Genomic DNA, 18,578 nt, shown 5'->3' with positions numbered 1-18,578 from the left:
CGAGCCTTGATTCCGGCCGGAGCGTCTCCGTGACACGCAGCCGCCAGCCACGATCGCTCATGAAAACCGCCGACATTCGTTCGACCTTCCTCGACTTCTTCCGTTCCAAGGACCACACCATCGTGCCTTCGGCATCGCTGGTGCCGTCGAACGACCCCACGCTGCTGTTCACGAACTCGGGCATGGTCCCGTTCAAGAACGTGTTCCTGGGCAGCGAAAAGCCGGGCTACGTCCGGGCTGCCGACGTCCAGCGCTGCCTGCGCGCGGGTGGCAAGCACAACGATCTCGACCAGGTGGGCTATACCGCCCGCCACCACACCTTCTTCGAGATGCTGGGCAACTGGTCGTTCGGCGATTACTTCAAGCGCGACGCCATCGCCTACGCTTGGGAGCTGCTTACCAGCGTCTACAAGCTGCCGGCCGACCGCCTTTGGGTCACCGTGTATCACACGGACGACGAGGCCTTCGACATCTGGAACAAGGAAGTCGGCGTGCCGGCCGATCGCATCGTGCGCATCGGCGACAACAAGGGGGCACCGTTCGCCTCGGACAATTTCTGGCAAATGGCCGATACCGGCCCCTGCGGTCCGTGTACGGAAATCTTCTTCGATCACGGTCCGGATGTTGCCGGCGGCCCCCCCGGCTCGCCCGACGAAGACGGTGATCGCTACATCGAAATCTGGAACCTCGTGTTCATGCAGTTCGACCGCGCACCGGATGGCACGCTGTCGCCCCTGCCGGCGCCGTGCGTCGACACGGGCATGGGCCTGGAGCGCCTTGCGGCCGTACTCCAGCACGTGCATTCCAACTACGAGATCGACCTGTTCGCCCACCTCATCGGCGAGGCATCGCGCCTGACCGGCACGGCCGACTTGTCCAACAAGTCGCTGCGTGTCATTGCCGATCACATCCGCGCCGCATCGTTCCTCATCGTCGATGGCGTGCTGCCGTCGAACGAGGGGCGTGGCTACGTTCTTCGCCGCATCATCCGCCGCGCATTGCGCCATGGCTGGATGCTGGGCGTGCGCGGTGACTTCTTCTGGAAGATGGTCGCGCCGCTCGTGGAGGAAATGGGCGAGGCTTATCCTGAGCTGGCCGCAAAGCGTGCCTTCGTTGAGCAGGCGCTCCGGACGGAAGAAGAGCGCTTCGGCGAGACGCTGGAACACGGCATGCGCCTGTTCGACGACATCGCCGCGAAGTCGGGCCAGGTTATCCCGGGTGTCGATGCGTTCCGCCTGTACGACACCTATGGTTTCCCGGTCGATCTCACGGCAGATATCGCGCGTGAGCGTGGCATGACCGTCGACATGGCCGGCTTCGAGCAGGCCATGGGCGAGCAGCGTGCACGTGCACGTGCCGCCAGCAACTTCGCCACCAAGGCGCAGCTGCCTGCCGAAGTGGCCAGCGTGCTGGCGCCGACGGTGTTCACCGGCTACGAGGTTCTGGATCTCGCCGATGCACGTGTCGTCGCCATCGTTCGCGAGGGCAAGGCGGTGGATACCCTCGCCGATGGCGAGGAAGGTTTTCTCCTGCTTGATCGCACGCCGTTCTACGCCGAATCCGGCGGCCAGGTTGGCGACACGGGCATGCTGCGCAATCCGTCGGGCGCGCTGGCCGTGCAGGACACCCAGAAGGTCGGTGGCGTGTTCTTCGCGCACTTCGGCACGTGGCAGGGCTCTGCCGCGCTGAACAAGGGTGACATCGTCACGGCCTCGGTGGATGCCGCGCAGCGTCAGTCCACCGTGCTCAATCATTCGGCAACGCATCTGCTGCATTCGGCCCTGCGCACGGTCCTGGGTGATCATGTGGCGCAGAAGGGTTCGCTGGTGGCGCCTGAGCGTCTTCGCTTCGATTTTTCGCATTTCAAGGCACTTTCGGCCGAAGAACTCGCGCAGATCGAGCGCATGGTCAACGATGAGATCCGTCGTAACGATCAGGCCGAAGTGCATCACATGGGCTACGACGACGCGATCGAATTCGGTGCCATTGCCCTGTTCGGCGAGAAGTACGGCTCGGAAGTGCGTGTGTTGAAAATGGGTGACTTCTCCACCGAATTGTGCGGCGGCACGCATGTGTCGCGCACGGGTGATATCGGCCTGTTCAAGATCGTGTCCGAGTCGGGCGTGGCCGCTGGCGTGCGCCGTATCGAGGCCGTCACGGGTGCCGGTGCCATGGCCCGTATAGCCGACGAAGAGCGCATTCTCGGCGAGGTGTCAGGTCTTCTTGCTGCCACGGGTGACGACGTCATCGAGAAGCTGCGGCAGCTGTTCGATCGCCAGAAGAAACTCGAGCGCGAGATCGAATCGTTCAAGGCCAAGGCCGCCAGCTCGGCTTCGGCCGATCTGGCCGCTTCCGCTGCCGATATCGCGGGTATCAAGGTGGTTGCCGCACGCCTGGAAGGCCTTGATGCAAAGTCGCTGCGCGACAGCCTCGACGTGCTGAAACAACAGCTCGGCGATTGCGCGGTGATCCTTGCCGGCGCGGCCGATGGGCGCGTGTCGCTCGTGGCCGGTGTGGGCGGTTCTGCCCTGGGCCGGATCAAGGCGGGCGACCTCGTTGCCGAGGTTGCCTCGAAGATTGAAGGCAAGGGCGGCGGCCGACCGGACATGGCCCAGGGCGGCGGCCTGGATGCCCCCGGCCTGCCTGCCATCCTGGCCGGCATTCCGGCATGGATCGCGGGCAAGCTCGGCTGATCCGAAGTTCTTGCGAGGTGCCGGCCGCTCCGATCGAGCGGCCGGCGTCGGTCTTCACGGTCGCGTGCGTTGCGCCAGTCGGTTTGGCTCAGCTAGTATCAGCCGAATGTCGAGCGCATCCTTCGGCATCGATCCGGCAAAGGGTCGAAGGCAGGACAGCTGGTCAGCGACAAACACAACTTATGAGCCGGGGAAGGCAGTTCGGCCTTCGATGGTCGAAACGTCGATCCATCGGCGACAAGCACTCGGGGTGAGTTGTCGTTGGTGGGGAAGCCAATACCTGATTTTATGGAGTATCAATCATGCTGATTCTGACCCGCCGGGTCGGTGAAACCCTGATGATCGGCGACGAGGTGACCGTCACCGTCCTGGGTGTGAAAGGTAACCAGGTCCGCATCGGTATCAATGCGCCGAAGAACGTTGCGGTTCACCGCGAAGAGATCTACCAGCGCATCAAGAACGAAGGCGATGCCGGCGACCATTCCGGTAACGATCAATAAGGCTTTACGAGCCGCGCAAGGGCAAGTATCCTTGCTGGCTCGTTGAGTTGGTCAGATCGGCGAAACAATCCGGAGAGTTGCCCGAGAGGCCGAAGGGGCTCCCCTGCTAAGGGAGTATAGGGTCAAAAGCCTTATCGAGGGTTCGAATCCCTCACTCTCCGCCAGTTACGTAAAGCGCCCCCTTTGTGGGGCGTTTTGCGTTTCAGCGCATCGTGCTTCCGGCTCGTGCTCCAGGCACATCCCAGCCAAGGAATTGATCCAGGTCAGGGGTGCTGCGCGTGCTTCGTCCTAGTCTGGGCGTTTTCTGGCGGGGATGACCCATGTCGACGGGATACGACGATTTGCAGGCCAGTTACGGTCGCTGCCTGCGTTCGCGCGGCTTCATCGAGCGCTTCTACGAAATCCTTCTTTCCCGGGATCCGGATATCTCGCCACTGTTCGCGCGCACCGATTTCCAGAAACAGCATATGGCCCTGCGCCGGGGTATCAGCCTGGCGATTTCCTGGGCAGCGGGCGATGGCATGGCGAGGCGGCCGGTTGATGAGATGGTTCGCGTGCATGCGAGAACGGGCAGGGCGCCGGTTTCTCCGGTATTTCACCAGCACTGGCTGGAAAGCCTGATGCTGGCGGTGCGCGAACGGGACGACCAGCTCACCCCGCAACTGGAGCGGCGCTGGCGCGAGGCGATGGGCAAGGTGGTGGAGGTGTTCGTCGCGGCATACTGAGTGTCGCCACGTATGGATCGCGCATACAAAAACACCGGCCAGAGGCCGGTGTTTTTGTTGATTCATTGGTCGGGGAGACAGGATTCGAACCTGCGACTTCTACGTCCCGAACGTAGCGCTCTACCAGGCTGAGCTACACCCCGACGGGAGCCGCGTATATTAGCCATGGCGGCCCCGGATGGCAACAGGTGTTCTCAAATTTTTTACACAGGGCTCCCGGAGTGCCCTGACGCCATCTGGTACTCTAACGGGCTGCCGCCTGGCGGCTTCCGTACAGCCTGTCCCAAGAGGAATTGCATGGCACTCACCCCGGCCCGCACCATGCCTGGTGTCCTCGAGCTCCTGCCGCTCGACCAGATTGCTTTCCAGCGCATGCTGGACACGATCCGCCGCAACTACGAGCGTTTCGGCTTCCTGCCGATCGAGACGCCGGTGATCGAGCATAGCGACGTCCTCCTGACCAAGACGGGCGGCGAAACCGAGCGCCAGGTCTACTTCGTGCAGTCCACCGGCTCGCTCAACGCCGAGACGAAAAACGGCGTGCCCGAGCTGGCGCTGCGCTTTGACCTCACCGTGCCGCTCGCCCGCTACGTGGCGGAGCACGAACACGATCTCAGCTTCCCGTTCCGTCGCTACCAGATGCAGCGCGTCTATCGCGGCGAGCGTGCCCAGCGTGGCCGTTTCCGCGAGTTCTACCAGTGCGACATCGACGTGATCGGCAAGGATTCCCTCTCGGTGCGTTACGACGCCGAGATTCCGGCCGTGATCCACAGCGTGTTCCGTGAACTGAACATCGGTGCGTTCACCATCCAGCTCAACAACCGCAAGCTGATGCGCGGTTACTTCGAAAACCTGGGTGTCACCGATCCGGAACAGCAGATGCTGGTGCTGCGCGAGGTCGACAAGCTCGACAAGCGCGGCCCTGACTATGTCCGCGAAACACTCACGGGCGAGGCCTTCGGTCTCTCGGCCGAGGCGGCGGAAAAGATTCTCGCGTTCGTGCAGGTGCGCTCCACGTCGGTTGACGACGCCTTCGCGAAACTCGATGCACTGGGCAATGGCTCGGAAGTGTTCGAGCAGGGCAGGGCGGAGCTGAAGGAAGTGCTGGGGCTCATCCGTGACTTCGGCGTGCCGGAATCCTATTTCGCGCTTAACCTTTCGATCGCGCGCGGCCTGGATTACTACACGGGCACGGTCTACGAGACCACGCTCAACGATCACCCGGGTATCGGTTCGATCTGCTCCGGCGGTCGCTACGAAAACCTGGCGGGGCAGTACACCAAGTCGCACCTGCCCGGCGTGGGCATTTCCATTGGCCTTACGCGCCTGTACTGGCAGCTGCGCGATGCGGGGCTCATCTCGACGGCGCAGAGCACGGTGGATGTGCTCGTGACGCAGATGGACCCCTCGCTGCTGCCCACCTACCTTGCCGTTGCCAACGACCTGCGCGGTGCGGGTATTGCCACCGAGGTGGTGATGGAAAGCGGCAAGCTCGGCAAGCAGTTCAAGTACGCGGACCGTGCCGGCATCCGTTTCGCCATCGTCATCGGTGAAGACGAAGTCGCCAAGGACGTCGTCACAGTGAAGGACCTGCGCCGCGAAGACCAGTTCGAGGTATCGCGCGCCGATCTGGTGAAAACCTTGCGTGTCGAACTGGCCCAGGCCGAAATCGGTCGCTGAGTTTTCTTCGTTCCCCCTTTCCCCCGGGATTTCCCATGACGAACAGCATCCTCCTCGACGGGCGCAGCCTCACCCGCGCCCAGGTCGCCGCCATCGCCCGTCAGGGCGCCTCGATCCGCCTCGACGAAACCCAGTTGCTGAAGGTGAAGCGGGCGGCGGACTTCCTCGCCGAGAAGGTAGGGGGCGGGGAGCCGATCTACGGCGTGACCACGGGTTTCGGCAGCAATGCCGATAAGCTGCTCGGTGCGCATCGCGTGCGCGACGAGCTGCCCGGTGGCAACCCGGAAGCCACCGAAGGGACGCTGCTCGAAGAACTTCAGCGTAATCTCATCATCACGCACGCGGTGTGCGTGGGTAAGCCGTTCTCGGTAGACGTGGTGCGCGCGATGCTGGCCATCCGCGTCAACACGCTGATGCGCGGTCACTCGGGTATTCGCGTGGAAACACTGCGCGCCCTCGCCGAACTGCTCAATCGCGACGTTATCCCCGTCATTCCGGAAAAGGGCTCGGTGGGCGCCAGTGGCGATCTCGCCCCGCTGTCGCACCTGGCCATCGTCCTGCTGGGCGGTGGCGAGGCTTTCTATCAGGGCGAGCGCCTGAGCGGTGCCGATGCCCTGGCCAGGGCCGGTCTCGAACCGGTGCGGCTGTCGTTCAAGGAGGGCTTGGCCCTCAACAATGGCACCACGCAGATGCTCGCCACGGGCGTGCTCGCGCTGGACACCATGGACATGCTGATCCGCACGGCCGACCTGGCTGCCGCGATGACGCTGGACGCCTTCGCCGGTCGCACGGGCGCCTACGCCGAACAGGTGCACGAGCTTCGCCCCCATCCGGGACAGGTCGAGGCAGCCCGGAGCATCCGTGGCCTGCTGGAAGGCTCCACGCTGGCGGACATCGCCTATCACCTCGTGCCGCGCTTCCGGCCCTGGCTGGCGGATTCGTGGTCGGAGCCTGCCGACCAGGCCCATCGCTTCGACATCGGCTGGGACTGGGTACCGGCCACGCAGCGTCATGGCAAGGAGGCGTTCTATGCGCGCTTTCTGCCCTTCAAGGGCGGCAAGAAGCACCAGCCGCAGGATGCCTACTGCCTGCGCTGCGCACCGCAGGTGCACGGTGCGGTGCGCGATGCGTGGGAGCAGGCCTGCCGCGTCTTCGATATCGAACTCAACGCCGTCACCGACAACCCGCTGGTGTTCCCGGACGCCGAGAATGCCCAGGTCATCGAAGACCCGGTGATCTCCGCCGGCCACTTCCACGGCATGCCGCTGGCCCTGGCCATGAGCTACGTGAAGGCGGCGATTCCGGTGCTGGCCTCCATCTCGGAGCGTCGCACGGCAAAGCTGGTGGACCCGGCCAACAACGATGGCCTGCCGGCCTTCCTCATTGGCAATGAAGACGCCACGGATTCGGGCTTCATGATTGTCCAGTACACCGCCGCCGCGCTGGTGAACGACCTCGCCACGCGTGCGCACCCGGCATCCGTTTACTCGGTGCCCACCAGTGCGAATGCCGAAGACCATGTGTCCATGGGCGCCAACGAGGCCCGCCACGTGCTGGAGATGACCGAAGACCTCGGTCACGTGCTGGCCATGGAGCTGTATACCGCCGCCCAGGCGCTGGAATACCGTCAGGACATGCTCAATGCCGCCCGCACGCTGGCTCATCGCGGTGACTGGCAGGCCCTGGCCGCCAAGGTCTCCGGCGCCCCGCGCAGCGATTCGCCGCATTACGCCCGCTTTGAAGAAGAAGTGCGGGCGCTGATGCAGGCACTGGCCAGCGCCGACGACTTCCACGGCGGCCACGCTGTGCGCAAGGCGCTGTCGACCCTGCGCGAGCACATCGCCTTCATGCAGCGCGACCGGGCGATGGATGGCGAGGTGCGCCTCGTCTGTGAGCTGGTGGCTTCCGGCCGCCTGGTGGCCTGATCCGCCTCTCAGGCGGTGGCCGTCAGTGCGGCAGCCGCCTTCAGGTGCACGGAGCGTGACCCCAGCCGGCTGGCGGTGACGCCGGCCAGGAACTGGTAGAGCTGGGCATCGTTGGCGAGGCCCAGCTTGCCCATCGCCGAGCGCTTCTGCCGGCTGATCGTCTTGAAGCTGCGCCCCATCGCGCCAGCGATATCCGATAACGAAAACCCCTCGGCGAACGCGCGAAGCACCTCCACCTCGCGCGGGGAGAGTCGTGCGTCCAGGTCGTTGCGCTGGTCGGCGCAGTCGGCCTGATGAAACAGGCGGCGTACCGCCGGGCTCAGGTAGCAGCGACCGACGTCCGCCGCATGGACCGCCACGGGGATGTCCTTCAGGTTGGTCCGTTTGTCGAAGATGGCTGCCACGCCCATGTCGAGCAGCGTACGCAGGATGGCCGGGTTGCTGAGCATGGTGAGCACCACGATGCCCACGTCTGGCCGGAGACTGCGGATGCGGCGGATCATCGGCATGCCATCGGGGTGGGTGCCGTCGGGCATGGAGAAGTCCGTGACCAGTACGTCGCAAGGGTTCTCGGTGATGTCCCGGAGCAGGGTGTCGGTGTCGTAGGCCCGGGCCATGATGGTGTAGCGGTGCGCGGTGAGGACGGTCTCGACGCCTGCGACGACGACGGGATGGTCGTCGGCGATGATCACGGTGCAGGTCACGGCAGGGGCTCTCCTTCAAGGCGATTTCCGCCATGTTGGCGAGCCATTGCCCCTCGGGATATGGAAGAAAAGCGCAATCGCATGTGGGCGCTTGCCTCCGTCGGGTTACAGCGTTACGATGAGTTATCGTATTAACGCGTTAATACACTATGAAGCGTCGCTCGCTCGATCCCGATACCCCGGCCGATTCGGCCGAAACCAGCCTCTGCGAGGCCCTGCTGGGCCTGTCCTCCGTGGAGGAAATGCGGGCGTTCCTCCACGACCTTTGCACTCCGGCCGAAATCGAGGTCATGGTGGATCGCTGGCGGGTCGTGCCGCACCTGCTGGAAGGGCGCTCCTACCGGGAAATCCATGAGCGCACGGCGGTGAGCATCACCACCATCGGCCGGGTCGCCCGGTATCTCAACCAGGGCAACGGGGGCTACATGGCCGCCGCGGCCCGGCGCAACCTCGGGGGTGAGGCATGAAGCCGCGTGACCGCCTGCGCATCGCCATGCAGAAGTCCGGCCGGCTGACCGAGCCGGCGCAGGAGCTGCTCGCCCGCTGCGGGCTGAAATTCCGACAGAGTCGCGACAAGCTGTTCTGCTTCGGCGAGGGCGAGCCCGTGGATCTGCTCCTGGTCCGCGACGACGACATCCCCGGTCTTATCGCCGAGGGCGTCTGCGACATGGGCATCGTCGGTCGCAACGTGCTGCAGGAATACCAGTACTCCCATCCCGAAGCCGGGGTGGCACTGGATGAGCTGCGCCCGCTGGGCTTCGGCCGCTGCCGCCTTTCCATTGCCCTGCCGCAGGACGAACCCTACGACACCCCGGCACAGCTGGGCGGCCAGCGCATCGCCACGTCTTATCCCGGCCTGCTGGGCGAATGGCTGCGCAGCAACGGCGTGGACGCGAAGGTCGTCTACCTGGCCGGCTCCGTGGAAATCGCCCCCCGCCTGGGCACGGCCGATGCCATCTGCGACCTCGTCTCCAGCGGCGCCACCCTCGTGGCGAACCAGCTGCGCGAAACCGCCGTGCTGGTGGAGAGCGAGGCCGTGCTGGCGGGGCCGCGCGACCTGCCGACCGACGAACGCGGCGAGATTGCCGAGCTGCTGCTGCGCCGTCTCGATGGCGTGATCCAGGTGCGCGATTCGCGCCTGATCCTGCTGCAGGCACCACGCAACGCACTCGACGAAATTACCCGCCTGTTGCCCGGCCTGCCGATCCCCACGCTCACGGCGGTGGACGGCGCACCGGACCAGGTGGTGGTGCAGGCGCTGTGCGCCGGCTCGGTGAGCTGGCGGCAGCTGGAAGACATGAAACGCGCCGGTGCCCGCGACATGCTGGTGCTGCCGGTGGAGAAGATGCTGGCATGAAACGGATCGACTGGAACACGCTGGACGAACCCGGCCGCGACGCGGCCCTGGCGCGACCGGCGCAATCGCGGGCTGAACCGCTTCGCGAAGGCGTCGAGGCCATCGTCGCCGATGTGCGCGCACGCGGTGACGTGGCACTGCGCGAGCTGACCGAGCGCTACGATGGTGCATCGCTGGACGCCCTCAGCGTGAGCGACGACGAATTCGCTGCTGCCGAAGCGCGGCTTGCGCCGGAGCTCAAGGCAGCCGTACGCGAAGCCGCGTCACGTATCGAAACCTTCCACCGCGCTGCGGCGCCCACCGCTGTTTCCGTCGAAACAGCGCCGGGGGTACGCGTCGAACGCGTGTTGCGTCCCATCCGCCGCGTCGGCCTGTATGTGCCGGCCGGTGGTGCGCCGTTGCCGTCCACGGCCATCATGCTCGGCGTGCCGGCCGTGATCGCCGGGTGCCGCGAAGTGGTGTTGTGTACACCGGTACAGGCGAACGGCCGCTGCGATGATGCCGTGCTGTATGCCGCGAAGGTCACGGGGGTGAGTCGCGTCTTCAAGCTCGGTGGCGCGCAGGCCATCGCGGCCATGGCGTACGGAACCGACACGGTACCCCGTTGCGACAAGCTCTTCGGCCCCGGCAACGCCTGGGTCACCGAGGCGAAGCTCCAGGTGGCCGGCGATCCGGCCGGTGCGGCGATCGACATGCCGGCCGGCCCCTCCGAAGTCCTGGTGATCGCCGATGCCGATGCGGATGCACGCTTCGTGGCGGCCGACCTGCTATCGCAGGCGGAGCACGGGCCGGACTCTCAGGTGCTGCTGGTAAGCCCGTCGGCGGATCTGCTCGATCGTGTGGCCGACGAGGTAGAGCGGCAGCGTCTTGCCTTGCCTCGTGCCGAGGTGGCAGCGAAGGCGCTTGGCGAAAGTCGCCTGGTGCTCGTAAGCGATCTTGCCCAGGCGGTGGAAGTCAGCAACCGGTATGCGCCGGAACACCTGATCATCCAGACCGCCGATCCGCGTGCACTGCTCGACGATATCGAGTCGGCAGGGTCCATTTTCCTCGGTGAATGGACGCCGGAATCGGTGGGTGACTATTGCAGCGGCAGCAACCACGTGCTGCCCACCTACGGCTATGCACGCAGCTACAGCGGTGTCTCCGTGGCCAGCTTCCAGAAGCAGGTCACCGTGCAGGAACTCTCGGCGGATGGCCTGCGCAACATCGGGCCGTGCGCCGCGATTCTTGCCGAGGCCGAGCAACTGGAAGCCCACCGCCGGGCCGTGACGCTGCGCCTTGCCGCCATGGATGCCGTGGCATGAGCGTGCTCGATCTCGCCCGCGAGGACATCCGCGCCCTTGCCCCGTATTCCAGCGCACGAATGGAAGCATCCGGTGGCACGGTGCTGCTCAATGCCAATGAATCGTCACGACCGGCGGATATCCCGGGAGGCGAGGGGTTGAATCGTTACCCGGACCCGCAGCCGCGTGCGCTCGTCGAAGCGCTGGCCGAGCTGTACGGTCGCGATGCATCGCAGCTGCTTGTCACCCGAGGCAGCGACGAGGCCATCGACCTGCTGGTACGTGCCTTCTGTCGCGCCGGTCGCGATGCCATCGTGATTTCACCGCCGACGTTCGGCATGTACGCGATCTGCGCACGCATCCAGGATGCAGCCGTCATCGAGTCGCCGCTGGATGCCTCCGGTGCACTCGATGTCGATCGTCTGTTGGCCAGCGTGACGGAGCGTACGCGCCTGGTGTTTGTGTGCTCGCCCAACAATCCCACGGGCAATCTGGTCGAGCATGAAACCCTTCGTCGTATTGCTCGCGAACTGGCAGGCCGTGCCGTGCTGGTGATCGACGAGGCCTATGCCGAGTTCAGCGGCGCGCCGGGTGCGGCGACCCTGCTTGATGAATTCGACAACGTTGCCGTGCTGCGTACGCTGTCCAAGGCCTGGGCCCTGGCAGGTGCGCGCGTGGGTACGGTGATGGCGCGGGAAGACGTGATCGGCCTGCTGCGCCGGATCATCCCGCCGTATCCGCTACCCACGCCCTGCGTCGAGGCGGCACTGTCTGCACTTTCGTACGAAGGGCGCCGCGTGCAGCGCCACCATGTGAGCGAGACCCTGTCCGAGCGGGCGCGCATGACGCAGGCGCTGGCGACTTTGCCCGGGGTACGCGCCGTGCTTCCCTCGCATGCCAACTTCATCGCCGTGCGTTTTGACGATCCGGCCGGCACCTATCGTCGCCTGCTTGCCGCTGGCATCGTGGTGCGTGATATCACCCGTTATCCGGGGCTTTCCGATGCCCTGCGCATTACGGTGGGCACCGGTAACGAGAATGACCGCGTGCTGGCGATCCTGCGGGCGGGAGAAGGCGCATGAGCCGGAAGATTCTTTTTGTCGATCGCGACGGTTGCCTCATCGAGGAACCGGCCGACCAGCAGATCGACAGCTACGAAAAGCTCGCCTTGCTGCCGGGTGTCATCGCCGCCTTGCAGCGCTGTGTCGCTGCCGGATACGAGCTGGTGATGGTGACCAACCAGGACGGCCTGGGCACGCCATCGTTCCCGCAGGATACCTTCGACGGCCCACATGCCCTGTTGCTGCGCATCCTGTCGTCGCAGGGCATCGTGTTCCGCGAGCAGTTGATCGACCGCAGTTTCCCGCACGAGAACCGGGATACGCGCAAACCGGGCACGGGTCTCGCCCGTCACTGGCTGGCCGACGACAGCTGGAGTCGTGCCCAGTCGGCCATGATCGGCGACCGTGAGAGCGACATGATTTTCGCGGCGAACATGGGCGTGCGCGGTTTTCGCGTGGGGCCTGATGGACAGGACTGGGCGTCGATTGCCCATGACCTGCTCGACGCACCGCGCGTGGCCGAGGTCATCCGTCGCACGAAGGAAACCTCCATTCGCGTCCGCGTGGATCTGGACCGCATCGCCGAGCCTGCCGTGCACACCGGGCTCGGCTTCTTCGACCACATGCTCGAACAGATTGGCAAGCACGGCGGTTTTGCGCTGGATCTGCGCTGCGATGGCGACGTTCAGGTCGACGAACACCACACCATCGAGGATTCCGCACTGGCGCTGGGGCAGGCCTTGCGCCAGGCACTGGGCGACAAGCGCGGCATCGGCCGATATGGGTTTGCCCTGCCGATGGACGAGAGCGCCGCGCGTGCCGAGCTGGATCTCTCGGGCCGACCGTACTTCGTCTTCAACGGTGAGTTCCCGCGTGACCGCGTGGGCGATGTGCCGACCGAGCTGGTGCCGCACTTCTTCCGCTCCCTGTGCGAAACGCTGGGCGCCAACCTGCACCTCACGGTGGAAGGCGAGAATGCCCACCACATGGTGGAGGGTTGCTTTAAAGTCGTAGCGCGTACCCTGCGCCAGGCGATCCGTCGCGAAGGTGCGGAGCTGCCGAGCACGAAGGGGAGCCTGTGATGCGTGTGGTCCTTGTCGATGCCGGTGGCACCAACATCGGCTCGGTGCGCTATGCGTTGCAGCGGTTGGGTACCGATGCGGAACTGACCGCGGATGCCCGTCGTATCCGCGAGGCAACGCACGTGATCCTCCCCGGTGTCGGCGCGGCCGCGCCTGGCATGCGACGCCTTCGCGAGGCGGGTCTCGTGGAGGTATTGCGTGGCCTGACCCAGCCGGTGCTGGGCGTCTGCCTCGGCATGCAGCTGCTGTGCGAGCGCTCGGAAGAGGGCGATACCGAATGCCTGGGTGTGATCCCGGCGACGGTACGACGCTTTGCCGAGTCTCCCGGATTGCGTGTACCGCACATGGGCTGGAACAGCTTGCGCCGCGAAGCGGAGCATCCGCTCACGGCGGGGCTGGAAGCCCACGACACCGCCTACTTCGTACACAGCTATAGGGTGCCCAGCGGCGATTACACGCTGGTTTCCAGCGAGCATGGCGTGGCCTTCTCCGCGATGGTCGCCTCCGGCAATTTCATGGGCATGCAGTTCCACCCCGAGCGTTCCGCTGGCGTGGGTGCCCGACTCCTGAAGAATTTTCTTTCGCTATGACCCTCCCGATTCCCGCCATCGATCTGCGCGACGGCAAGGTGGTGCGCCTGTTCAAGGGCGACTACGCGCAGCAGACCACGTTCGACGTGGAGCCCCTGGCCCTGGCCGGTCGTTATGCCGATGCAGGCAGCGCGTGGCTGCATGTGGTCGATCTCGACGGCGCGCGGTCGGGACAGTTCGAAAACCTGCCGACGCTGTCGCGCATCGTGGATGCCGGGCGCCTGCATGTTCAGGCCGGTGGCGGGGTGCGCGACGAAGACGGTGTGAAACGACTGCTCGATGCCGGGGTGTCTCGTGTCGTTGTTGGCAGCATCGCCATCCGCGAACCCGATACCGTGGCGCGCTGGCTGGCGACCTATGGCGCCGAGCGTATCGTGCTTGCACTGGATACCCGCTTCCGCGATGGCGAATGGAAGCTTCCCAGTGCTGGCTGGACTGCCGACGAGGCGCGCACCCTCGACGACTTGCTGCCTTTCTACGTCGGGGCAGGTGCAAGGCACCTGCTATGCACCGACATTGATCGCGACGGCACGATGACCGGTCCCAACACGGCGCTCTATCGTCATCTGGAGCAGCTGGCGCCGTCGATGGACGTGCAGGCCTCCGGCGGGGTCCGTTCGCTCGACGATATCGCCGCGCTCACCTTGCAGGGCGTTTCCGGGGTAATCCTCGGCAGAGCCTTGTTACAGGGCGAATTCACCCTTGGCGAGGCATTCGACATGGCGGCCAGGGCAGGTGCCACATGCTGAACCGACGTATCGTGCCGTGCCTGGATGTGCGTGACGGCCAGGTGGTGAAGGGGGTGCGTTTCCGCGATCACGTGGTCGTGGGTGGCATCGTGGAGCTCGCTCTGCGTTATCGCGACGAGGGCGCCGACGAACTGGTGTTCTACGACATCACGGCAAGTCCGGAAGGACGCCGCGTGGATCGCGACTGGGTGGAACGAGTCGCGCGCGAGATCGATATTCCGTTCTGTGTGGCCGGCGGTATCCGCAGCGTGGAAGACGCGCGCGAGGTGCTGCATGCGGGCGCCGACAAGGTGTCGATCAATTCGCCCGCACTGGAACGTCCGGCGCTGGTCGGCGAGATCGCCGAGGCGTTCGGTGTGCAGTGCGTGGTGGTGGGTATCGACAGCCTGCGCGATGACGACGGCCAGTGGCGTGTACGCCAGTACACCGGCGATCCGTCGAAGACGAAGGCGCTGCGCAAGCGCACGCTCGACTGGATCGACGAAGTGCAGGCGCTGGGCGCCGGTGAGATCGTGCTCAACTGCATGGGAACCGATGGAGTCCGCCGCGGTTACGACATCGAGCAGCTGCGCGAGGCCCGCCAGCGCTGCCGCGTGCCGCTGGTCGCTTCGGGCGGTGCCGGTACGCCCGGACATTTTGTGGAGGTATTCCGCGATGCCGACGTCGACGCGGCCCTGGCGGCCAGTGTGTTCCATTCCGGCGAGATCGCCATTCCCACCTTGAAGCGCGAACTGCGCGCGCAGGGTATCGAGGTACGTGTATGACCGCGACAATTCCCGATTTTGCCAAGGGCGATGGCCTGGTTCCCGCGATCGTGCAGCACGCGCGTACGGGCGAGGTGCTGATGCTTGGCTATATGGACGAGGCCGCGCTGGCGAAGACGCGTGAGAGCGGTCTGGTGACGTTCTACAGCCGCAGCAAACAGCGCCTGTGGACCAAGGGCGAGACCTCCGGCGATGTGCTGGCGCTGGTCGACCTGAAAATCGATTGCGATGCCGATACCTTGCTGTTGCGTGCATTGCCTGCGGGCCCGACATGTCACACGGGTACGACGAGCTGTTTCGGTGACGACGTGGCGCCGCGACTCGGTTTCCTGGCGGAGCTGGATGCGCTGGTGGCATCGCGCCACGCCGAGCGCCCCGAAGGCAGCTACACCACGAAGCTGTTCGACGGCGGTATCCGTCGCATGGCGCAGAAAGTGGGCGAAGAGGGCGTTGAAACGGCGCTGGCAGCCGTGGCCGAAGATGACGACGCCCTGCTTGGCGAGGCTGCCGACCTGATCTTCCACCTGATGGTGGTGTTGCGCGCACGCGGAATCGGCTTCGAGCGCGTGGTGCAAAAACTAGCATCACGCCACCGCTGACCTCCTCATGTAGGAGCGCGCCTCGCGCGCGACCGGGAAAACCGATAACGCACGAATTTCTTCGGCGGACCACGAGAAACCGTGGTCTGCGGTGCGCTTGGGATCTATCGCCGTACCGGTCGCGCGCGAGGCGCGCTCCTACACGGTTATAGGATGGCCAGGACGGCTTCCGGGGGGCGGCCGATGGCCGCCTTCTTCCCATGAATGACCACCGGACGCTCGATGAGCTTCGGGGTGGCCGCCATAGCATCGATCAGCTGCTGGCGCGTCGCATTCGCCGGCACATCGGCGTATTCCGCCTCGCCCTTGCGCATCAGCTCACGCGGCTCGATGCCGAGCGCTTTCAGCACGGCATCGATCTGCGCCGCCGAGGGCGGGGTCTTCAGGTATTCCACGATCATCGGCTCAAGGCCCTGCTGTTGCAGCAGGGCCAGGGTGTCCCGCGACTTCGAACAGCGCGGGTTATGCCAGATCGTGAGCGCGCTCAAAAGTTGCCGCCACGATTGCCGCCACCGCCACCGGGACGACCGCCACGGTTACCGCCGCCACCCGGGCGACCACCGCGGTTGCCACCACCGGACGGGCCTCGGCTGTTGCCGCCACCCGGACCGCGGGCGTTACCGCCACCGGGGCCACGGCTGTTGCCGCCGCCCGGACCACGAGCGTTACCACCCGAAGCACGGTTGCCACCGGCACGTCCCGGGCCGCCCTGGCCCATGCCGCCACCGCCCTGGGCGCGGTTGCCACCGCCGCCCTGGCCGCTGCGCGGTCCACGGGGGCCGCGATTGCCGCCACCCGGATTACCCGCCACGTTACCGTTGGCGTTGCCGCCACCGGTGCGGCTGTCGCCTGCAAACCAGGTGCGCAGGGCCGGCAGTTCCTGGCCGGGCGCCACGCGACGCGACGACTTGCGCTGGCCACCGGCCGGACGGTCCGGACGATCGACGTTGCCATTCACCTCGCGACGGCGGCCCCCGGCGTTTCCGCCACGGCCGCCACCCTTGCCACCGCGCGGATTGTCGTCGCGGATACGGTCGAAGGCGGTAAGTTCACGGGCCTCGTCATGACGGGCCGAGCTCCAGCCACCGGAGGTCGCCTTGTCCGGGCGGTATTCGGTGACGTGGCGCGGTGCGCGGCGCTGGTGCACCACGGCGTTGAGCGTGAGCACCGGATCGGGAGCACCGAGCCCGGCGCGCTCGCGCAGTTCCTTGATGGCGGTTTCGTCCAGCGACTCGCAGTCGCCACGACGCAGGGCGCGGGGCAGCTCGACGCTGCCATAGCGGATGCGCTTCAGGCGGCTGACCAGAAAGCCCTGGGAATCCCACAGGCGGCGGACCTCGCGGTTGCGACCTTCGCGGATCGTCACGCGGAACCAGCTGTGGCTGCCGCCGCGGCTGATGACGCCGATCTCGTCGAAGCGGGCCGGGCCGTCTTCCAGTTCCACACCGGCCTTGAGGCGCTCGATGATCTCGTCGGGCACTTCGCCGTGGACGCGGCAGAGGTATTCACGCTCGAGGCCGCTCTTCGGATGCATCAGCGCGTTGGCGAGTTCGCCGTCGGTGGTGAGCAGCAGCAGGCCGGTGGTGTTGATGTCGAGGCGACCCACGGCGACCCAGCGCGCGCCCTTCAGGCGCGGCAGCTGTTCGAACACGGTGGGGCGGCCTTCGGTGTCGTCGCGGGTGGTCACCACGCCTTCCGGCTTGTGGTAGACCAGCACTTCGGCATCGCTGCGGGTATCGGTGGCGACGACGAACTGCTTGCCGTCGAGCACCACGCGGTCGCCGGCGTGCACGCTCTCGCCAATGGTGGCGACCGTACCGTTGACTTCGACTTCGCCAGCCTGGATGCGCTGTTCGAGCATCCGGCGCGAGCCGAGCCCGGCGTTGGCGAGCACCTTGTGCAGGCGCTCTTCGAGCTGGGCGGCTTCTTCGGCGCTACCGCCGCGTTTCAGGGTAAGCAGGGATCGCTGGGGCGCATTCATGCGCGTGACTCCTCGGGGTTCTTCTCGGCACCGTCGTCGTCTTCGTCGGCGGTGCTTGCGGTGTTCTCTGCCTCGTCGGCAGTGGGGGATGCCGCGGCGACGTCGTCGCCGGCAGGCCGTTCGTTCGTGGTTTCGTCGTCGTCGTGCGAAACGACCTCGGCGTCACCAGGGAGGGGGGCCGTGGCGAAAGCCTCGGCGGGAAGATCGATATCGGTGTCGTCGCCCTCGACATCGTCGGGCAGGGCCACCCGGGCCGGGGCGGGTTCCGTGTCGCCATCGAGGCGCAGCTGCGGATTGATCTCGTCGAGGTCGCGGATCTCGGACAGCGGGGGCAGCGCGTCCAGCGACTTCAGGTTGAAGTAGTCGAGGAAGGTGCGGGTGGTGCCGAACAGGGCAGGGCGGCCCGGGACATCCCGGTAGCCCACCACGCGGATCCATTCGCGCTCTTCCATCGTCTTGATGATGTTGGAGGAGACGACCACGCCGCGGATCTGTTCGATCTCGGGGCGGGTGATCGGCTGGCGGTAGGCAATGAGCGCCAGGGTTTCCAGCAGGGCCCGCGAGTAGCGGCTGGGGCGTTCGGCCCACATCCGGGAGACCCAGCCGTGGACTTCGCGGCGAACCTGGTAGCGCCAGCCGGAAGCGACTTCCACCAGCTCGACGCCACGCCCTTCGCAATCCGCTGTCAGCGCCGCAAGGGCTGCCGCCAGCTCGTCGCTGCCGATCTCCTCTTCCTCGCCGAAGATCGCCTTCAGCTGAAGAATCGTCATCGGCTGGGTCGACGCCAGCAGCGCCGCTTCCACGATGGGTTTGAGTTGTTCGGGTTGCATAGGCCTTCGGTGTGCCGCGCCGGGGCGCGGATGGGTTTCGCGAACGCGCCGCGCG

Annotated in this window: 18 protein-coding genes and 2 tRNA genes; 15 read left to right on the top strand and 5 right to left on the bottom strand. The window is 65.7% G+C overall.

Translation table 11 applies throughout. The features are described from left to right. Nucleotides 1-59: 59 nt before the first annotated feature. The 4 genes from alaS (at nucleotide 60) to KR767_RS00850 (ending at nucleotide 3,918) form a co-directional block, all read left to right on the top strand. Nucleotides 60-2,693, top strand: a complete 2,634-nt coding sequence (alaS, locus tag KR767_RS00865) for an alanine--tRNA ligase (protein WP_250877804.1) — start codon at nucleotides 60-62, stop codon at nucleotides 2,691-2,693. Nucleotides 2,694-2,995: 302 nt separating this feature from the next. Further along, nucleotides 2,996-3,193 carry a carbon storage regulator CsrA gene (gene csrA, locus KR767_RS00860; RefSeq protein WP_250877803.1) on the top strand — a complete coding sequence of 66 codons (198 nt, stop codon included), beginning with the start codon at nucleotides 2,996-2,998 and terminating at the stop codon, nucleotides 3,191-3,193. Nucleotides 3,194-3,264: 71 nt separating this feature from the next. Beyond that, a tRNA-Ser gene (locus KR767_RS00855) sits at nucleotides 3,265-3,357 on the top strand. A gap of 156 nt (nucleotides 3,358-3,513) precedes the next feature. Further along, complete coding sequence (locus KR767_RS00850; RefSeq protein ID WP_166947259.1) at nucleotides 3,514-3,918, top strand: globin; 405 nt, start codon at nucleotides 3,514-3,516, stop codon at nucleotides 3,916-3,918. A 66-nt stretch (nucleotides 3,919-3,984) separates the two neighbouring features. On the opposite strand, the gene KR767_RS00845 is transcribed toward KR767_RS00850, so the two are convergent. After that, nucleotides 3,985-4,061, bottom strand: a tRNA-Pro gene (locus KR767_RS00845). Nucleotides 4,062-4,215: 154 nt separating this feature from the next. Between KR767_RS00845 and hisS the strand changes: the two genes are divergently transcribed. Together hisS and KR767_RS00835 are read left to right on the top strand one after the other, a co-directional pair. Beyond that, complete coding sequence (gene hisS / locus KR767_RS00840; protein ID WP_250877802.1) at nucleotides 4,216-5,598, top strand: histidine--tRNA ligase; 1,383 nt, start codon at nucleotides 4,216-4,218, stop codon at nucleotides 5,596-5,598. Nucleotides 5,599-5,633: 35 nt separating this feature from the next. Further along, nucleotides 5,634-7,523 carry an HAL/PAL/TAL family ammonia-lyase gene (locus KR767_RS00835; RefSeq protein WP_250877801.1) on the top strand — a complete coding sequence of 630 codons (1,890 nt, stop codon included), beginning with the start codon at nucleotides 5,634-5,636 and terminating at the stop codon, nucleotides 7,521-7,523. An 8-nt stretch (nucleotides 7,524-7,531) separates the two neighbouring features. On the opposite strand, the gene KR767_RS00830 is transcribed toward KR767_RS00835, so the two are convergent. Beyond that, nucleotides 7,532-8,227: a response regulator gene (locus KR767_RS00830; RefSeq protein ID WP_166947256.1), complete on the bottom strand. Its 696-nt coding sequence runs from the start codon at nucleotides 8,225-8,227 to the stop codon at nucleotides 7,532-7,534. A 149-nt stretch (nucleotides 8,228-8,376) separates the two neighbouring features. Between KR767_RS00830 and KR767_RS00825 the strand changes: the two genes are divergently transcribed. From KR767_RS00825 to hisIE, 9 genes are read left to right on the top strand one after another with little or no spacing between them, the layout of a single operon-like run. Next, nucleotides 8,377-8,694 (top strand): YerC/YecD family TrpR-related protein, encoded by a 318-nt coding sequence (locus KR767_RS00825; protein ID WP_166947255.1) that lies wholly within the window; start codon nucleotides 8,377-8,379, stop codon nucleotides 8,692-8,694. After that, a complete protein-coding gene (hisG, locus tag KR767_RS00820; RefSeq protein ID WP_166947254.1) occupies nucleotides 8,691-9,584 on the top strand; it encodes an ATP phosphoribosyltransferase in 894 nt (297 codons plus the stop codon). The genes KR767_RS00825 and hisG overlap by 4 nt, the downstream gene beginning before the upstream one ends. Next, on the top strand, nucleotides 9,581-10,888 hold the full coding sequence (gene hisD / locus KR767_RS00815; RefSeq protein ID WP_250877800.1) for a histidinol dehydrogenase: 1,308 nt from the start codon (nucleotides 9,581-9,583) through the stop codon (nucleotides 10,886-10,888). Before hisG ends, hisD begins: the two co-directional genes overlap by 4 nt. Next, nucleotides 10,885-11,949 carry a histidinol-phosphate transaminase gene (hisC, locus tag KR767_RS00810; protein WP_250877799.1) on the top strand — a complete coding sequence of 355 codons (1,065 nt, stop codon included), beginning with the start codon at nucleotides 10,885-10,887 and terminating at the stop codon, nucleotides 11,947-11,949. Before hisD ends, hisC begins: the two co-directional genes overlap by 4 nt. Next, nucleotides 11,946-13,010, top strand: coding sequence for a bifunctional histidinol-phosphatase/imidazoleglycerol-phosphate dehydratase HisB (gene hisB / locus KR767_RS00805; protein WP_250877798.1), 1,065 nt, complete (start codon nucleotides 11,946-11,948; stop codon nucleotides 13,008-13,010). The genes hisC and hisB overlap by 4 nt, the downstream gene beginning before the upstream one ends. Further along, nucleotides 13,010-13,600 carry an imidazole glycerol phosphate synthase subunit HisH gene (gene hisH / locus KR767_RS00800; protein ID WP_250877797.1) on the top strand — a complete coding sequence of 197 codons (591 nt, stop codon included), beginning with the start codon at nucleotides 13,010-13,012 and terminating at the stop codon, nucleotides 13,598-13,600. The genes hisB and hisH overlap by 1 nt, the downstream gene beginning before the upstream one ends. Continuing rightward, the gene (gene hisA / locus KR767_RS00795; protein ID WP_250877796.1) at nucleotides 13,597-14,349 is read left to right on the top strand and encodes a 1-(5-phosphoribosyl)-5-[(5-phosphoribosylamino)methylideneamino]imidazole-4-carboxamide isomerase; all 753 of its coding nucleotides are present in this window, start codon (nucleotides 13,597-13,599) and stop codon (nucleotides 14,347-14,349) included. The genes hisH and hisA overlap by 4 nt, the downstream gene beginning before the upstream one ends. Then, complete coding sequence (gene hisF, locus KR767_RS00790) at nucleotides 14,343-15,113, top strand: imidazole glycerol phosphate synthase subunit HisF (RefSeq protein ID WP_250877795.1); 771 nt, start codon at nucleotides 14,343-14,345, stop codon at nucleotides 15,111-15,113. The genes hisA and hisF overlap by 7 nt, the downstream gene beginning before the upstream one ends. After that, nucleotides 15,110-15,712 (top strand): bifunctional phosphoribosyl-AMP cyclohydrolase/phosphoribosyl-ATP diphosphatase HisIE, encoded by a 603-nt coding sequence (hisIE, locus tag KR767_RS00785; protein WP_250877794.1) that lies wholly within the window; start codon nucleotides 15,110-15,112, stop codon nucleotides 15,710-15,712. Before hisF ends, hisIE begins: the two co-directional genes overlap by 4 nt. Before the next feature lie 146 nt (nucleotides 15,713-15,858). Here hisIE and arsC read toward each other — a convergent pair whose 3' ends face one another. From arsC to scpB, 3 genes are read right to left on the bottom strand one after another with little or no spacing between them, the layout of a single operon-like run. After that, the gene (gene arsC / locus KR767_RS00780) at nucleotides 15,859-16,200 is read right to left on the bottom strand and encodes an arsenate reductase (glutaredoxin) (protein WP_250877793.1); all 342 of its coding nucleotides are present in this window, start codon (nucleotides 16,198-16,200) and stop codon (nucleotides 15,859-15,861) included. Beyond that, entirely contained in the window at nucleotides 16,197-17,693 is a 1,497-nt protein-coding gene (locus KR767_RS00775) for a pseudouridine synthase (protein WP_250877792.1), read from the bottom strand. Before KR767_RS00775 ends, arsC begins: the two co-directional genes overlap by 4 nt. After that, on the bottom strand, nucleotides 17,690-18,523 hold the full coding sequence (gene scpB / locus KR767_RS00770) for an SMC-Scp complex subunit ScpB (RefSeq protein WP_166947244.1): 834 nt from the start codon (nucleotides 18,521-18,523) through the stop codon (nucleotides 17,690-17,692). The genes KR767_RS00775 and scpB overlap by 4 nt, the downstream gene beginning before the upstream one ends. Nucleotides 18,524-18,578 lie beyond the last annotated feature (55 nt).

This window comes from Luteibacter anthropi (assembly GCF_023699965.1).
Classification (GTDB): domain Bacteria; phylum Pseudomonadota; class Gammaproteobacteria; order Xanthomonadales; family Rhodanobacteraceae; genus Luteibacter; species Luteibacter anthropi.
This window is presented reverse-complemented; position numbering and strand designations above follow the sequence as displayed.

Coding starts and splice junctions, on each gene's coding strand:
- csrA (WP_250877803.1), top strand. CDS start 2,996: ATGCTGATTCTGACCCGCCGGGTCGGTGAAACCCTGATGATCGGCGAC.
- hisS (WP_250877802.1), top strand. CDS start 4,216: ATGGCACTCACCCCGGCCCGCACCATGCCTGGTGTCCTCGAGCTCCTG.
- alaS (WP_250877804.1), top strand. CDS start 60: ATGAAAACCGCCGACATTCGTTCGACCTTCCTCGACTTCTTCCGTTCC.
- hisIE (WP_250877794.1), top strand. CDS start 15,110: ATGACCGCGACAATTCCCGATTTTGCCAAGGGCGATGGCCTGGTTCCC.
- hisH (WP_250877797.1), top strand. CDS start 13,010: ATGCGTGTGGTCCTTGTCGATGCCGGTGGCACCAACATCGGCTCGGTG.
- scpB (WP_166947244.1), bottom strand. CDS start 18,523: ATGCAACCCGAACAACTCAAACCCATCGTGGAAGCGGCGCTGCTGGCG.
- hisC (WP_250877799.1), top strand. CDS start 10,885: ATGAGCGTGCTCGATCTCGCCCGCGAGGACATCCGCGCCCTTGCCCCG.
- hisA (WP_250877796.1), top strand. CDS start 13,597: ATGACCCTCCCGATTCCCGCCATCGATCTGCGCGACGGCAAGGTGGTG.
- KR767_RS00825 (WP_166947255.1), top strand. CDS start 8,377: ATGAAGCGTCGCTCGCTCGATCCCGATACCCCGGCCGATTCGGCCGAA.
- hisD (WP_250877800.1), top strand. CDS start 9,581: ATGAAACGGATCGACTGGAACACGCTGGACGAACCCGGCCGCGACGCG.
- hisB (WP_250877798.1), top strand. CDS start 11,946: ATGAGCCGGAAGATTCTTTTTGTCGATCGCGACGGTTGCCTCATCGAG.
- hisF (WP_250877795.1), top strand. CDS start 14,343: ATGCTGAACCGACGTATCGTGCCGTGCCTGGATGTGCGTGACGGCCAG.
- KR767_RS00835 (WP_250877801.1), top strand. CDS start 5,634: ATGACGAACAGCATCCTCCTCGACGGGCGCAGCCTCACCCGCGCCCAG.
- KR767_RS00850 (WP_166947259.1), top strand. CDS start 3,514: ATGTCGACGGGATACGACGATTTGCAGGCCAGTTACGGTCGCTGCCTG.
- hisG (WP_166947254.1), top strand. CDS start 8,691: ATGAAGCCGCGTGACCGCCTGCGCATCGCCATGCAGAAGTCCGGCCGG.
- KR767_RS00775 (WP_250877792.1), bottom strand. CDS start 17,693: ATGAATGCGCCCCAGCGATCCCTGCTTACCCTGAAACGCGGCGGTAGC.